The 13,753-nt window shown below is 70.7% G+C and carries 16 protein-coding genes; 9 read left to right on the top strand and 7 right to left on the bottom strand.

From position 1 onward, the window contains the following. The first annotated feature begins 89 nt into the window (after window positions 1-89). A complete protein-coding gene (moaA, locus tag SSQG_RS08460) occupies window positions 90-1,079 on the top strand; it encodes a GTP 3',8-cyclase MoaA (protein WP_039932161.1) in 990 nt (329 codons plus the stop codon). A gap of 69 nt (window positions 1,080-1,148) precedes the next feature. Here the strand turns inward: moaA and SSQG_RS08455 are convergent, their stop codons facing one another. Next, window positions 1,149-1,364, bottom strand: a complete 216-nt coding sequence (locus tag SSQG_RS08455) for a hypothetical protein (RefSeq protein ID WP_039932160.1) — start codon at window positions 1,362-1,364, stop codon at window positions 1,149-1,151. Window positions 1,365-1,580: 216 nt separating this feature from the next. Next, complete coding sequence (locus SSQG_RS08450) at window positions 1,581-1,976, bottom strand: DUF3099 domain-containing protein (RefSeq protein WP_039934882.1); 396 nt, start codon at window positions 1,974-1,976, stop codon at window positions 1,581-1,583. Between the two features lie 261 nt (window positions 1,977-2,237). Here SSQG_RS08450 and SSQG_RS08445 point away from each other — a divergent pair, with 261 nt between their 5' ends. Then, complete coding sequence (locus SSQG_RS08445; RefSeq protein WP_003989312.1) at window positions 2,238-2,513, top strand: GlsB/YeaQ/YmgE family stress response membrane protein; 276 nt, start codon at window positions 2,238-2,240, stop codon at window positions 2,511-2,513. A 67-nt stretch (window positions 2,514-2,580) separates the two neighbouring features. Here the strand turns inward: SSQG_RS08445 and tyrS are convergent, their stop codons facing one another. Genes tyrS through SSQG_RS08430 form a run of 3 tightly spaced genes read right to left on the bottom strand, consistent with a single transcriptional unit; the run spans window position 2,581 to window position 6,820 of the window. Beyond that, window positions 2,581-3,849 carry a tyrosine--tRNA ligase gene (tyrS, locus tag SSQG_RS08440; RefSeq protein WP_003989311.1) on the bottom strand — a complete coding sequence of 423 codons (1,269 nt, stop codon included), beginning with the start codon at window positions 3,847-3,849 and terminating at the stop codon, window positions 2,581-2,583. 56 nt (window positions 3,850-3,905) lie between these two features. Beyond that, window positions 3,906-5,300, bottom strand: coding sequence for a metallopeptidase TldD-related protein (locus SSQG_RS08435; RefSeq protein ID WP_003989310.1), 1,395 nt, complete (start codon window positions 5,298-5,300; stop codon window positions 3,906-3,908). Continuing rightward, on the bottom strand, window positions 5,297-6,820 hold the full coding sequence (locus SSQG_RS08430) for a TldD/PmbA family protein (RefSeq protein WP_003989309.1): 1,524 nt from the start codon (window positions 6,818-6,820) through the stop codon (window positions 5,297-5,299). Before SSQG_RS08430 ends, SSQG_RS08435 begins: the two co-directional genes overlap by 4 nt. 272 nt (window positions 6,821-7,092) lie before the next feature. Between SSQG_RS08430 and fabG the strand changes: the two genes are divergently transcribed. From fabG to SSQG_RS08415, 3 genes are all read left to right on the top strand, one after another. Further along, window positions 7,093-7,812 carry a 3-oxoacyl-[acyl-carrier-protein] reductase gene (fabG, locus tag SSQG_RS08425; RefSeq protein ID WP_003989308.1) on the top strand — a complete coding sequence of 240 codons (720 nt, stop codon included), beginning with the start codon at window positions 7,093-7,095 and terminating at the stop codon, window positions 7,810-7,812. Window positions 7,813-7,817: 5 nt separating this feature from the next. Continuing rightward, on the top strand, window positions 7,818-8,585 hold the full coding sequence (fabI, locus tag SSQG_RS08420) for an enoyl-ACP reductase FabI (RefSeq protein WP_003989307.1): 768 nt from the start codon (window positions 7,818-7,820) through the stop codon (window positions 8,583-8,585). A 168-nt stretch (window positions 8,586-8,753) separates the two neighbouring features. Next, window positions 8,754-9,113, top strand: coding sequence for a hypothetical protein (locus SSQG_RS08415; RefSeq protein ID WP_003989306.1), 360 nt, complete (start codon window positions 8,754-8,756; stop codon window positions 9,111-9,113). On the opposite strand, the gene SSQG_RS08410 is transcribed toward SSQG_RS08415, so the two are convergent. Further along, window positions 9,091-9,783 carry a FadR/GntR family transcriptional regulator gene (locus SSQG_RS08410; RefSeq protein WP_003989305.1) on the bottom strand — a complete coding sequence of 231 codons (693 nt, stop codon included), beginning with the start codon at window positions 9,781-9,783 and terminating at the stop codon, window positions 9,091-9,093. The two genes, SSQG_RS08415 and SSQG_RS08410, sit on opposite strands and share 23 nt — an antisense overlap. An 80-nt stretch (window positions 9,784-9,863) precedes the next feature. Between SSQG_RS08410 and SSQG_RS08405 the strand changes: the two genes are divergently transcribed. The 4 genes from SSQG_RS08405 to SSQG_RS08395 all read left to right on the top strand — a co-directional run bounded on the left by SSQG_RS08405 (window position 9,864) and on the right by SSQG_RS08395 (window position 12,353). After that, window positions 9,864-11,192, top strand: coding sequence for a CynX/NimT family MFS transporter (locus tag SSQG_RS08405; RefSeq protein WP_003989304.1), 1,329 nt, complete (start codon window positions 9,864-9,866; stop codon window positions 11,190-11,192). 67 nt (window positions 11,193-11,259) lie between these two features. Beyond that, window positions 11,260-11,376 carry an SGM_5486 family transporter-associated protein gene (locus tag SSQG_RS43395; RefSeq protein WP_086025071.1) on the top strand — a complete coding sequence of 39 codons (117 nt, stop codon included), beginning with the start codon at window positions 11,260-11,262 and terminating at the stop codon, window positions 11,374-11,376. A gap of 185 nt (window positions 11,377-11,561) precedes the next feature. Beyond that, window positions 11,562-11,768 (top strand): hypothetical protein, encoded by a 207-nt coding sequence (locus SSQG_RS08400; RefSeq protein WP_003989303.1) that lies wholly within the window; start codon window positions 11,562-11,564, stop codon window positions 11,766-11,768. Between the two features lie 66 nt (window positions 11,769-11,834). Continuing rightward, the gene (locus tag SSQG_RS08395) at window positions 11,835-12,353 is read left to right on the top strand and encodes a SixA phosphatase family protein (protein ID WP_003989302.1); all 519 of its coding nucleotides are present in this window, start codon (window positions 11,835-11,837) and stop codon (window positions 12,351-12,353) included. Window positions 12,354-12,439: 86 nt separating this feature from the next. Here the strand turns inward: SSQG_RS08395 and serB are convergent, their stop codons facing one another. Continuing rightward, complete coding sequence (gene serB, locus SSQG_RS08390) at window positions 12,440-13,654, bottom strand: phosphoserine phosphatase SerB (protein WP_039932159.1); 1,215 nt, start codon at window positions 13,652-13,654, stop codon at window positions 12,440-12,442. Window positions 13,655-13,753: the final 99 nt, after the last annotated feature.

The following is a 13,753-nucleotide window of genomic DNA, read 5'->3' as shown; positions in this document are numbered from 1 at the left end:
CTGCGGTGTTGTCACCGGGGTCACGTAGGCTCGCTGGTGTCGGAGAAAGCGTGCTCCGGGCACGATCCGCGTCTAGGGAGGGGGCCCACGTGCTCATCGACACCTACGGCCGAGTGGCGACCGACCTGAGGGTCTCACTGACCGACCGGTGCAATCTGCGCTGCACGTACTGCATGCCCGAGGAGGGCCTGCAGTGGCTGGCCAAGCCGGATCTGCTGACGGACGACGAGATCGTCCGCCTGATCGACATCGCGGTCACCTCACTCGGCATCGAGGAGGTCCGCTTCACCGGCGGTGAGCCCCTGCTGCGCCCCGGCCTGGTCGGCATCGTCGAGCGCGTCGCGGCCCTGGACTCGCGCCCCCAGATGTCCCTCACGACCAACGGCATCGGCCTCAAGCGCACGGCCGAGGCCCTGAAGGCGGCAGGTCTGGACCGGGTCAACGTCTCCCTGGACACGCTCCGCCCGGACGTCTTCAAGACCCTGACCCGCCGCGACCGCCACAAGGACGTCATCGAGGGCCTGTACGCCGCCCGCGACGCGGGCCTGACCCCGGTCAAGGTCAACTCGGTCCTGATGCCGGGGCTCAACGACGACGAGGCCCCCGACCTCCTCGCCTGGGCCGTCGAGCACGACTACGAACTGCGCTTCATCGAGCAGATGCCCCTGGACGCCCAGCACGGCTGGAAGCGCGACGGCATGATCACGGCAGGGGACATCCTGGCCTCCCTGCGCACGCGCTTCGAGCTGACCCCCGAGGGCGAGGAGAAGCGCGGCTCGGCCCCGGCGGAGCGCTGGCTGGTGAACGGCGGACCGCACGTGGTGGGTGTCATCGCCTCCGTCACCCGCCCCTTCTGCGCGGCCTGCGACCGCACCCGCCTCACGGCCGACGGGCAGGTCCGCACCTGCCTGTTCGCCCAAGAGGAGACCGACCTGCGCGCCGCGCTGCGCTCGGATGCCCCGGACGAGGAGATCGCCCGCATCTGGCGCCTGGCGATGTGGGGCAAGAAGGCGGGGGCGGGCCTGGACGACCCGACGTTCGTACAGCCGGACCGTCCGATGTCGGCCATCGGGGGTTAGAACGTCGCGCTCAGGGCTGCGGGGAACTGCGCGGCCGGCCACAGCCGGCCCGCAGCCGACCACGCGACCTCATCCGCCGCTCTCGTCCCACTCCTTCAACGGGACAACGTCCTTCAAGAACCCCCGCACCCCGAGGAACTGCGACAGATGCTCGCGATGCTCCTCACAGGCCAGCCATGTCTTGCGCCGCTCCGGCGTATGGATCTTGGGGTTGTTCCACGCGAGCACCCACACCGCGTCGACACGGCAACCCTTCGCGGAACAGATCGGCGTCTCGTCACTCACTGCTTCGTCTCACCACTGCACACAGAAAAGGCGACGCCGAGCAGCCACGGGGGGAGCTGCCCGGCGTCGGTCCGTCGCTCCGACGGGGGATGCGGAGCGCGTACGAAGTATGTCACGGGTAACCCCAAGCCCGGCACCGGAACAACACGATTGATCTGAGCTTTTCTTGAGCTTGGCGCGAAGATGACTTCCGTGCGCGATCGCCCGCGAGAGCCCTCACCGCTCGCCGGACTCGGTCCGCGCGCCCGGCACCGGCCCGGACACGGCATCTTCCGCGGCGGATCCGGCCGGACCGTCCTGCGACCCCGGCGGCGTGATCATCGGGCGCACCGGCGGTGCGATGAACGTCGACGGCAGAGACGGCGCGTTCTCGCGCCCCGCGTTCGCGATCACCACCGCGATGTACGGCAGCACCAGCCCGAGCACCAACGCCACGATGGCCACGTGCCGTTCGACGTTCCACAGCGTGGCCGCGAGGATCACGGAGATCGTGCGGATCGTCATCGAGATCACGTACCGGCGCTGCCGCCCGCGGACGTCGTCCTGAAGTCCCGCCCGGGCGCCGGTGATCCGGAAAACCTGGACGTGCCCGCCGCCATGCTGCTTCCGCATCGCATCCACCATCCGCCCGTATCGGACTCTCCCCGCCCCGTAGCCGTCCCGGGCCGGTCGGGGAACCTGACCAGGACAGCTTCCACGGTACGCCGCGCCCGGGCCGGTCACGAGAGCGGGGCGGGTCGGCCGGGGGCAGGGGTTCGGGCCGTGCCGCGCACGCGTATCCCCCGGCATCACGCGTATCCCCGGCATGCGGCGCAGGGCGCCTCGGCCGACACTGGGCGTAGTGCTCATCTCGAGCCGTGCGAGGAGGCAGCGATGGGCTGGTTCTGGGCGATCATCGTGGGACTGGTGCTCGGCCTGATCGCCAAGGCGATCATCCCGGGCAAGCAGCACCTCCCCCTGTGGCTGACCGTCATCCTGGGCATGATCGGCGCCATCGCCGGCAACGCCATCGCCCGAGCGGCCGGTGTCGACGCCACATCGGGTATCGACTGGTGGCGGCACGTCTTCCAGCTGGTGATGGCGATCATCTTCGTCGGCCTCGGCGACCGGGCCTGGACGGCGAGCCGGGGAGACAGACGCAGGGCGTGACGGGCATACGGCGAAGGGGGCGGCCTCCGGCACCGGAGACCGCCCCCTTCCTCGTGTCCTTGTGCTCTCAGCCGCCCGTGACCTCGGCCGCCGCCAGGTTCTTCTTGCCCCGGCGCAGCACCAGCCAGCGGCCGTGCAGCAGGTCCTCCTCGGCGGGGACGGCGTCCTCGCCGGCGACCTTGACGTTGTTCACGTAGGCGCCGCCCTCCTTGACCGTGCGGCGCGCGGCCGACTTGCTGGCGACCAGGCCGACCTCGGCGAACAGGTCGACGACCGGACCGAGCTCGGCGACCTGGATGTGCGGCACCTCCGACAGGGCCGCGGCCAGCGTCTTCTCGTCGAGCTCCGCCAGCTCGCCCTGACCGAACAGGGCCTTGGACGCGGCGATCACGGCGGCCGTCTGGTCGGCGCCGTGCACCAGCGTCGTCAGCTCCTCGGCCAGCGCGCGCTGCGCGGCACGGGCCTGCGGACGCTCCTCGGTCTGCCGCTCCAACTCCTCCAGCTCCTCCCGGGACCGGAAGGACAGGATGCGCATGTACTTCGAGATGTCCCGGTCGTCCACGTTCAGCCAGAACTGGTAGAACGCGTACGGCGTCGTCATCTCCGGGTCGAGCCAGACGGCGCCGCCCTCGGTCTTGCCGAACTTGGTGCCGTCCGCCTTGGTCATCAGCGGCGTAGCCATGGCGTGCACCGTGGCGTCCGGCTCCAGCCGGTGGATCAGGTCGAGGCCCGCCGTGAGGTTGCCCCACTGATCGCTGCCGCCCTGCTGGAGCGTGCAGCCGTACCTCCGGTAGAGCTGGAGGAAGTCCATGCCCTGGAGCAGCTGGTAGCTGAACTCCGTGTAGCTGATGCCCTCGGAGGACTCCAGACGCCGGGCCACGGAGTCCTTCGTCAGCATCTTGTTGACACGGAAGTGCTTGCCGATGTCCCGAAGGAACTCGATCGCGGAGAGGTTCTCCGTCCAGTCGAGGTTGTTGACCATGACGGCCGCGTTCTCGCCCTCGAAGGTCAGGAACGGCTCGATCTGCGCGCGCAGCTTGGCGACCCAGCCGGTGACGGTCTCCGGGTCGTTCAGCGTGCGCTCGGCGGTCGGACGCGGGTCGCCGATCAGGCCCGTGGCACCGCCGACCAGTGCCAGCGGCCGGTGGCCGGCCTGCTGGAGCCGACGCACGGTGAGCACCTGCACCAGGTGCCCCACGTGCAACGATGGTGCCGTCGGGTCGAAGCCGCAATAGAACGTGACGGGACCGTCCGCGAGCGCCTTGCGCAAAGCGTCCTCGTCAGTGGACAGGGCGAACAGCCCGCGCCACTTCAGCTCGTCGACGATGTCCGTCACGGTTCTCGTGTCTCCTTGATGATCTTCGGGCAGTCGGGTGACAGCCGACTACGAGGTTATACGCCCTGACTGACAGAGCTCATATTGAAATCCGGGACCCGCAGCGCGGGCATGGCCGCCCTGGTGAACCAGTCGCCCCACTCCCTGGGCAGCGTCTTCTCGGTCCGCCCCGCCTCCGTGGCCCGGCCCAGCAGACCGACCGGCGACTCGTTGAACCGGAAGTTGTTCACCTCGCCGGTCACCTCACCGTTCTCCACGAGGTAGACACCGTCCCGGGTCAGGCCCGTCAGCAGCAGCGTCGCCGGATCGACCTCGCGGATGTACCACAGGCAGGTCAGCAGCAACCCGCGCTCGGTGCTCGCGACCATCTCCTCCAGGGAGCGGTCCTCGCCCCCGTCGAGCATCAGGTTGTCGATGCCCGGCGCCACCGTCAGGCCGGTCAGACCCGCACTGTGCCGGCTGGTCGTCAGGTGCCGCAGCTCGCCCTCGCGCATCCACTCGGTGGCCGTCAGCGGCAGCCCGTTGTCGAAGACCGACTGGTCGCCCCCGGAGGAGTGCGCGATCACGAAGGGCGCCGACTCCAGACCGGGCTCGTTCGGGTCACTGCGCAGGGTCAGCGGCAGGTCGGTCAGCTTCTCGCCGATCCGCGTGCCGCCCCCCGGCTTGGAGAACACCGTGCGGCCCTCGGCCGCGTCCCGGCCCGACGCCGACCACATCTGGTAGACCAGCAGGTCCGCCACGGCCGTCGGCGGCAGCAGGGTCTCGTACCGGCCCGCCGGCAGCTCCACGCGCCGCTCGGCCCACCCGAGCCGCACGGCCAGCTCCGCGTCCATGGCGGCCGGGTCGACGTCCTTGAAGTCCCGGGTGGAGCGCCCGGCCCAGGCGGACCGGGTGCGGTCCGGCGACTTGGCGTTCAGCTCCAGCGTCCCGTTCGGCTGGTCGTGCCGCAGCCGCAGCCCCGTGGACGTACCCATGTACGTCGACACCAGCTCGTGGTTGGCGAAGCCGTACAGCTCGCGGCCACCCGCACGCGCGCGTGCGAAGGCCTCACCGAGCGCCGGAGCGAAGTCGGCGAACACCGCGGAGGACGTCTCGGCGGGCGCCTCCGTGAACTCCGGCGCCTGCGCGACGCCTGTGACCAGCGGCTGCGCGTCCTCGGCGGGCCCGGCGCCGCGCGCGGCGGCCTCGGCGGCCCGCACCAGGGGCTCCAGCTCGTCGGCGGTCACGGCCGACCGCGACACCACACCCGAGGCCGTGCCCTCCTTGCCGTCGACCGTGGCGACGACGGTGAGGGTGCGCCCGCGCGTGACACCGTTCGTGGTCAGCGCGTTGCGCGCCCAGCGCAGGTTGGCCGTGGACTGCTCGTCGGCGATGACGACACACCCGTCCGCCCGGGACAGTTCGAGGGCCCGCTCGACCACTTCATGCGGCTTGCTGGTACGAGGGCTCATCGACCGGCCTCCTGGGTGGTGTTGAGGATGTTGACGCCCTTGAACAGGGCCGACGGGCAGCCGTGCGACACGGCCGCGGTCTGCCCCGGCTGGGCCTTGCCGCAGTTGAAGGCGCCGCCCAGGACGTAGGTCTGCGGCCCGCCCACGGCGGCCATGGAGCCCCAGAAGTCGGTCGTCGTCGCCTGGTAGGCCACGTCCCGCAGCTGCCCGGCGAGCCGCCCGTTCTCGATGCGGTAGAAGCGCTGCCCGGTGAACTGGAAGTTGTACCTCTGCATGTCGATCGACCACGACCGGTCGCCGACGACGTAGATGCCCCGCTCCACGCCCCCGATCAGATCCTCGGTCGACATCCCGGCCGGGTCCGGCAGCAAGGACACGTTGGCCATGCGCTGCACCGGCACGTGCCCGGGGGAGTCGGCGTAGGCGCAGCCGTTGGACCGCTCGAAGCCGGTCAGCTTCGCGATCCGCCGGTCCAGCTGGTAGCCGACGAGCGTGCCGTCCTTCACCAGGTCCCAGGACTGGCCCTCGACTCCCTCGTCGTCGTAGCCGATGGTGGCGAGCCCGTGCTCGGCGGTGCGGTCGCCGGTGACGTTCATCAGCTCCGAGCCGTACCGCAACTTGCCGAGCTGGTCGAACGTGGCGAAGGAGGTGCCGGCGTAGGCGGCCTCGTAACCGAGCGCCCGGTCGAGCTCGGTGGCGTGCCCGATGGACTCGTGGATGGTCAGCCACAGGTTGGACGGGTCGACGACCAGGTCGTACAGGCCCGCCCGGACGCTCGGCGCGCGCATCTTCTCCGCGAGGAGCTCCGGAATCCGCTCGAGCTCGCCCTCCCAGTCCCAGCCGGTGCCCCGCAGATACTCCCAGCCGCGCCCCACGGGCGGCGCGAGCGTGCGCATCGAGTCGAACTCGCCGCTCGACTCGTCCACCGACACGGCGTTGAGCACCGGGTGCAGCCGCACCCGCTGCTGCGTGGTCACGGTCCCGGCCGTGTCGGCGTAGAACTTGTTCTCGTGGACGGTGAGCAACGAGGCGTCGACATGGTCGACCCCGTCGGCCGCCAGCAGCCGCGCGCTCCACTCCGCGATCAGCCCGGCCTTCTCCTCGTCGGGCACGGTGAACGGATCGATCTCGTACGACGAGATCCACGTCCGCTCGGCGTGCACGGGCTCGTCGGCCAGCTCGACCCGCTCGTCCGACCCGGCCGCCTTGATCACCTGGGCGGACAGCTTCGCCATCGCCACCGCCTGACCGGCGACCCTGGCGGCGGCGTCCAGGCTGAGGTCGACACCGGACGCGAAACCCCACGTCCCGCCGTGCACCACGCGCACCGCGTACCCGAGGTCGGTGGTGTCCGACGACCCGGCGGGCTTGGCGTCCCGGAACCGCCAGGAGGCGTTGCGGATCCGCTCGAACCGGAAGTCCGCGTGCTCGGCACCGAGCGCACGCGCGCGTGCGAGGGCCGCGTCGGCGAGGGGGCGTAGGGGGAGGGCCGTGAAGGCCTCGTCGATGGTATGAGGCACCGCCGTCTCTTTCTGTCGAGGTGACCGTGGTTGCCGTACTTCCTGACTGGTCCGATCATGTCGTCCATCCCGCGCGCGGGCCATGAGTTTCCGGACCCGGGCGCGCGGGTTTCTGTAGGGACCCGACAGTGAGTCCCCTACGCCACTGTCGGTGCCCGATTGTCCGCGGGCATGCCCGGACCGATAGGTTTTCGAGGAAGCCGCCTGTCATCGCCGCCTGCTCGTCCAGGCGCCCGGGCGGGGTATCAGACCGCTATCGAAAGGGTGATCCGTTGAGCCGCTCGGTTCTCGTCACCGGAGGCAACCGGGGCATCGGCCTCGCCATCGCCCGCGCTTTCGCCGATGCCGGCGACAAGGTCGCCATCACGTACCGCTCGGGTGAGCCGCCGGCCGCCCTGACGGAACTGGGCTGCCTCGCCGTCAAGTGCGACATCACCGACGCCGAGCAGGTGGAGCAGGCCTACAAGGAGATCGAGGAGGCCCACGGCCCCGTCGAGGTCCTGATCGCCAACGCCGGCATCACCAAGGACCAGCTCCTGATGCGCATGTCGGAGGAAGACTTCACGTCGGTCGTCGACACCAACCTCACCGGCACCTTCCGCGTCGTCAAGCGCGCCAACCGCGGCATGCTGCGCGCCAAGAGGGGCCGCGTCGTCCTGATCTCCTCGGTCGTCGGCCTCTACGGCGGCCCCGGCCAGGCCAACTACGCCGCCTCCAAGGCCGCCCTGGTCGGCTTCGCGCGCTCCCTCGCCCGTGAGCTGGGCTCGCGCAACCTCACCTTCAACGTCGTCGCGCCCGGCTTCGTCGACACCGACATGACCAAGGCGCTCACCGACGAGCAGCGCGAGAACATCGTGAAGCAGGTTCCGCTCGGCCGGTACGCCCAGCCCGAGGAGGTCGCCGCGACGGTGCGGTTCCTCGCCTCCGACGACGCCTCGTACATCACTGGAGCCGTCATCCCCGTTGACGGCGGACTGGGAATGGGTCACTGATCACCATGAGCGGAATTCTCGAGGGCAAGCGCGTCCTGATCACCGGTGTGCTGACGGAGGCCTCCATCGCCTTCCACACCGCCAAGCTGGCCCAGGAGCAGGGCGCCGAGATCATCCTCACGGCGTTCCCGCGGCCGACGTTGACCGAGCGCATCGCCAAGAAGCTGCCGAAGCCCACCAAGGTCATCGAGCTCGACGTCACGAACGACCAGCACCTCGGGCGTCTGGCCGACATCGTCGGCGAGGAGCTCGGCGGCCTCGACGGTGTCGTCCACTCCATCGGCTTCGCCCCGCAGGACGCCCTCGGCGGCAACTTCCTCAACACGCCGTTCGAGTCGGTCGCCACGGCCATGCACGTCTCGGCGTACTCCCTGAAGTCGCTCACCATGGCCTGCCTGCCGCTGATGCAGAACGGCGGCTCCGTCGTCGGTCTGACCTTCGACGCGCAGTTCGCCTGGCCGCAGTACGACTGGATGGGCCCGGCCAAGGCCGCCCTGGAGGCGACCAGCCGCTACATGGCCCGTGACCTGGGCAAGCAGAACATCCGCTGCAACCTGGTCTCGGCCGGCCCGCTCGGTTCCATGGCCGCCAAGTCCATCCCGGGCTTCGGCGAGCTGGCCTCCGTGTGGGACAGCCGTGCCCCGCTGGAGTGGGACCTGGCGGACCCCGAGCCGGCCGGGCGCGGCGTCGTCGCCCTGCTGAGCGACTGGTTCCCGAAGACCACCGGCGAGATCATCCACGTGGACGGCGGTCTGCACGCCATCGGCGCCTGATCTCCGCCCGCGTCAACGCGACGCCGACGCCCCGTTCCCCGCACCGCGCGGGGATCGGGGCGTCACTCGTTCGGCCCACCGGCCGGGCGCGCAGGCTCACGAGCGGTCACTCTGGATGAAGCCTTCACCACGCGATCCCCTCCCCAGCACGGCCGAGGAGGTCCCCTTGTGCGCTTGTCCCGCCGAACGGCCTCGCTGTCCCTCGCCGTCGCTCTCGTGATGACCCTCTCGTACGAGGCGGTGCCCCACGCGCGCGTGCCCACCCGCGAGCAGGAGGCGGCGAAGCCGGCGGAGCCCTTCGGGGCCGCGTGCCGGATCCGCGTCACCGGCTCCCGGGTGACCGCCTACTGCCACAACCCGTACCCCGTGGTCGACCGCGTGAGCCTGCACGTCGAGTGCGCCCGCTGGTGGGACATCGACACCGACAGCTCCCCGGTGGAGACCTGGCCCGCACTGACCGTGCGGCTCACGGGACGCTGCTGGAAAGAGGTCGGCGAGGCGTGGATCAGTCACCAGCGGGGGAGCTGACCCCGGCCAGCCGGCACAGGAACGGGTAGCGGGCGGCCTCCGTCGCCGCCTGCGCCGCGTCCCCGGCGCGGATCGCGTCGAGCAGCCCTCCGTGCTCCATGTACGTCTCCGGCGTCAATTCCTCGCCGACGTCCTCCCGCAGCCAGTCCCGCAGCACCTCGCCCAGGTCCGCGTACATGGCGGTCATGACGTCGTTGTGGGAGGCCGACACCACGGCCAGGTGGAAGGTCGCGTCCGCGGCCACGAACGCCTCCGCGTCACCCGACTCCCAGGCCTCCTCACGCCGCAGCAGCAGCGCGTCGAGCTGCTTGAGGTCCTTCTCGGTGCGCCGCTCGGCGGCCAGCCGGGCGGCGGACGACTCCAGCGTGGAGCGCAGCTCGGCGATGTGCCGGGGATCGGCGCCGGCGAACCGCCGCTGCATCACACCGGCCAGCTCACTGGTGGCCACGACGTAGGTTCCGGAGCCCTGCCGGATGTCCAGCAGGCCGTTGTGCGCGAGCGCGCGGACGGCCTCGCGGACCGTGTTGCGCGCGACGCCGAGCTGCTCGACCAGTTCGGGCTCGGTCGGGATGCGGGAGCCGATCGGCCACTCGCCCGAGGTGATCTGCGCCCGCAGTGCGGCGATGACCTGCTCGGACAGCGCGGAGCGTCGGGGATGGCTCAGGGGCATGACTCACCTTCCCACGTCCGGAGCGCCCGCGGGCGTCCGGGGGTTGGACGGGAGTGGACAGTCAATCATCCTATGATTCTATGATGGGTCTCATGGCTAGTGAGGAAACCCGGACGATGACGCCCCCGACCGTACGCAGCTCGGCCGCGCACGACGCCGGGAAACGCGGCGGCCCGTCCACGCACGCGTGGACGAAACGGCTGCTCGTCCTCGGCATCGTGCTGTCCGCGCTGAACCTCCGCCCCGCCATCACCAGCCTCGGCGCGCTCCTGGAAGAAGTCCGCGACGGGCTCGGCATGAGCGGCAGCGTGGCCGGGCTGCTCACCTCCGTCCCCCCGCTCTGCTTCGCCCTCTTCGGCGTCATGGCCCCGCGGCTCGCCCGCCGCTTCGGCCCAGGCGCCGTGGTGTGCGCCGGCATGGTCGCCATCGCCACCGGCCTGCTGATCCGGCCGTACGCCGGCGGCACGGCCGGATTCCTGGCCGCCAGCGCCCTGGCCCTCATGGGCATCGCGGTCAGCAACGTCCTGATGCCGGTCATCGTCAAGCACTGGTTCCCCGACCGCGTCGGCTCCATGACCGGCCTGTACTCCATGGCGCTGGCCCTGGGTACGTCCCTCGCGGCCGCGGTCACGGTGCCGCTGACCGACGCGCTGGGCGGAAACTGGCAGTCCGGCCTCGCCCTGTGGGCGGGCCTCGCGGTGGCCGCGATCCTGCCGTGGCTGCCGTTCGTACGCGGACGCGTATCGGCCCCCGGGACGGAGCCCGAGCGCGAGGAGACGCAGGCCTCCGCATCGGCCGACCCCGCACGCGAGGAGGCGCCGCGGCTGCGGATCACCCGGAGCCGTACCGCCTGGGCACTGGCCGTCTTCTTCGGGCTCCAGGCCACCGCCGCCTACATCACCATGGGCTGGATGGCGCAGATCTTCCGGGACGCCGGTGTACCCGCGGGCACCGCGGGGCTGCTGCTGGCGGTCACCATGGCGATGGGCATTCCGCTGGCGTTCGTCATACCGCGCCTGGCCACACGACTGCCGCACCAGGGCCCGATCGTGCTCGCCCTGGGCGTCTGCGGCCTCGCCGGCTACGCCGGTCTGTACCTCGCACCGGCCGCCGGCGCCTGGGCCTGGGCCCTGCTGCTCGGCGTCGCCAACTGCGCCTTCCCGCTCGCTCTCACCATGGTCGGCATGCGGGCCAGGACCGGACCGGGCGTGGCCCAGCTGTCGGCGTTCGCGCAGAGCACCGGCTATCTGATCTCCATTCCGGGACCGCTCCTGGTGGGTGTCCTGTACCAGCACAGCGGCGGCTGGGGCCTGCCGATCGCGCTGATGAGCGCCCTGATGATCCCGCAGATGGTGGTCGGCTTCCTGGCGGGCCGGGACCGCACGGTGGAGGCCGAGGCGGGGCGCTGAGCCCGTCCCCGGGCGTCGAACTCACCCCGGGGCGGCCGGTGCGGGCGTCGGGTGCGAGACTTGCCCCATGCCAGTGCTCGACCCGAATCCCCAGCACGGTCAGAAGAAGATGCTGCTCGTCTTCGGCTCCTTCTTCGCGATCTTCATCGTCATCGCCGTGATCGCGACCATCGCCTCACCATGACCGCCGCTCGTCCGGCCGACCGGCCCGTATGCGGCCCGTGGTGGGGCTAGCCCCCCTGTCCCCTAGGGGGTGAGGGTCAGGGTCAAGTGGGTGGACCACCGGATGGGTTGGCCGCCGCCGGTTCCGTAGCTTCGTTGTGTGACCGCGAGACGCGGGCCACCACCACTCGAAGAGCGGAGGCACCCATGTCGGCCCCTACGCACCCCAGGCTCCACCCGGCCACCCGGGCCGGCGCCGACAGCCGGCTTCCCTGGTGGGCCCTCGCCCTGCCCACGCTCGCCTTCGCCGCACTGCTCGCCCTGATCCTGAACCCGTCCGACGCCCACGCGGCCACCGGTGACCCCGCGATCACCCAGCTCTTCGAGCGTATGCAGCAGCTGATATCCCGCTGAGCACGGCAAAAGACCGGTGGCCAACTCCCTGCGCCACATGGCGTGTTTCATGCGAAGCTGGATCTCATGAGCGTCGCAGAACCCCGCAGGATTGTCCTCTTCCGCCATGCGAAAGCCGACTGGCCACAGGTGACCGACCACGAGCGTCCGCTCGCTGACCGGGGCCGAAAGGACGCGGCGGAGGCCGGACGGAGGCTCGCCGACACCGGCGTCCCCTTCGACCTGGCCCTGTGCTCCACCGCGGTCCGGACCCGGGAGACCTGGAAGCTCGCCGTCCAGGAGTTCCCGCACCGGCCGAAAACCGTCTACGAGGAGCGGATCTACGAGGCCTCGCCGGGTGAACTGATCGCCGTGCTCAACGAGACCCCGGACGACGCCCAGAACGTCCTCCTGATCGGCCACAACCCGGGCGTCCAGGGCCTCGCGGAGATCCTCGCGGGCTCGGCCGAGGACGACGCCCGTGAGCGGATGGGCCGCCGCGGATTCCCGGCCGCCGCCTTCGCCGTGCTGTCCTTCTCCGGCTCGTGGAAGAGCGTGGAGCCGGGTGTGGCCACGCTGCAGGACTACTGGGCACCGACCGAGTGACCCTCTGGCGCTGACGGAGGCCCGGCACCGCACCGGTACCGGGCCCTCCTGGCCGGCCGGCAGCCGGTCGGACCGCGTTGGCGGGTTCAGACCGCGTCGAGGGTGTCCGCCGTCTCGACCTCTTCCCGGGTGACGCCCAGCAGGTACAGGACCGTGTCCAGGAAGGGGAAGTTCACCGCGGTGTGCGCGGCCTCGCGGACCACCGGTTTGGCGTTGAAGGCGACACCGAGACCGGCCGCGTTCAGCATGTCCAGGTCGTTCGCACCGTCACCGATCGCCACCGTCTGCGACAGCGGCACACCCGCCTCGGCGGCGAACCGCCGCAGCAACCGCGCCTTGCCCGCGCGGTCGACGATCTCGCCGGTGACCTTGCCCGTCAGCCTGCCGTCGACGATCTCCAGCGTGTTGGCGTGGGCGAAGTCCAGCCCCAGCCGCTCCTTCAGATCGTCCGTGACCTGGGTGAAACCGCCCGAGACCACACCGACTTGGTAGCCGAGCCGCTTCAGCGTACGGATCAGGGTGCGAGCTCCCGGCGTCAGCCGCACCTCGCTGCGCACCTTGTCCACGACCGAGGCGTCGAGCCCCTCCAGCAGCGCCACCCGCGCGTGCAGGGACTGCTCGAAGTCCAGCTCCCCGCGCATCGCGGCCGCCGTCACCGCGGCCACCTTGTCCTCGCAGCCGGCGTGCGCCGCGAACAGCTCGATGACCTCGTCCTGGATCAGCGTGGAGTCGACGTCCATGACGACCAGGCGCTGCGCCCGCCGGTGCAGACCGGCGGCGACGACCGCCACGTCGATGCCGAGCTTCGCCGCGTCGGTCGCCAGGGCGGTGCGCAGCGGCTCGGTCTCCACGCCGGACACGGCGAACTCGACCGCCGTCACGGGGTACTTGGCGAGCCGGAAGATACGGTCGATGTTGCCGCCGGTCTTCGTGATCCGCGCGGCGATCGCGGCCGTCGCCTCCGCCGTGAGCGGATGCCCCAGCACGGTGACCAGGGAGCGGCCCGACCCGCGCGGCCGGTTGTCGCCGAGGCCGGAGATGATCTCCGCCTGCATCTTCATCGACTCGGCCCAGCTGTGCACGGTCGCCCGCAGATCGCCCTCGAGCCCCGAGGGCGGCTCGGTCACGAGCGCGCAGAGCACCATTCGGCCTCGGGTGACGACCTGCTCGATGTCGACGACGTCGACGGAGTAGGCGGCGAGGGTGTCGAAGAGTCCGGCCGTGATGCCCGGCCGATCCTTGCCGAAAATCTTGACAAGGAGGGTGGGGACGTCGGAGGACGAGGTCTGCGAAGCGCTCATGGTGGTTCCACCGTATCCGGCGGGCAGGTCGCAGCGCCCCTGAGGTCCGCCTTGCGGACAGCGAACAGTGGGTGTCGCGGCGATGGCGTGAACCTTACG

This window comes from Streptomyces viridochromogenes DSM 40736 (assembly GCF_000158955.1).
GTDB classification, from domain to species: domain Bacteria; phylum Actinomycetota; class Actinomycetes; order Streptomycetales; family Streptomycetaceae; genus Streptomyces; species Streptomyces venetus.
Note: the sequence above shows the minus strand (reverse complement) of the source record. Positions and strands in the feature narration are given on the sequence as shown.

Coding starts and splice junctions, on each gene's coding strand:
- SSQG_RS08450 (WP_039934882.1), bottom strand. CDS start 1,976: ATGCGGAAGCAGCATGGCGGCGGGCACGTCCAGGTTTTCCGGATCACC.
- SSQG_RS08445 (WP_003989312.1), top strand. CDS start 2,238: ATGGGCTGGTTCTGGGCGATCATCGTGGGACTGGTGCTCGGCCTGATC.
- SSQG_RS08435 (WP_003989310.1), bottom strand. CDS start 5,300: ATGAGCCCTCGTACCAGCAAGCCGCATGAAGTGGTCGAGCGGGCCCTC.
- fabI (WP_003989307.1), top strand. CDS start 7,818: ATGAGCGGAATTCTCGAGGGCAAGCGCGTCCTGATCACCGGTGTGCTG.
- SSQG_RS08410 (WP_003989305.1), bottom strand. CDS start 9,783: ATGCCCCTGAGCCATCCCCGACGCTCCGCGCTGTCCGAGCAGGTCATC.
- SSQG_RS08405 (WP_003989304.1), top strand. CDS start 9,864: ATGATGGGTCTCATGGCTAGTGAGGAAACCCGGACGATGACGCCCCCG.
- SSQG_RS43395 (WP_086025071.1), top strand. CDS start 11,260: ATGCCAGTGCTCGACCCGAATCCCCAGCACGGTCAGAAGAAGATGCTG.
- SSQG_RS08400 (WP_003989303.1), top strand. CDS start 11,562: ATGTCGGCCCCTACGCACCCCAGGCTCCACCCGGCCACCCGGGCCGGC.
- SSQG_RS08395 (WP_003989302.1), top strand. CDS start 11,835: ATGAGCGTCGCAGAACCCCGCAGGATTGTCCTCTTCCGCCATGCGAAA.
- serB (WP_039932159.1), bottom strand. CDS start 13,654: ATGAGCGCTTCGCAGACCTCGTCCTCCGACGTCCCCACCCTCCTTGTC.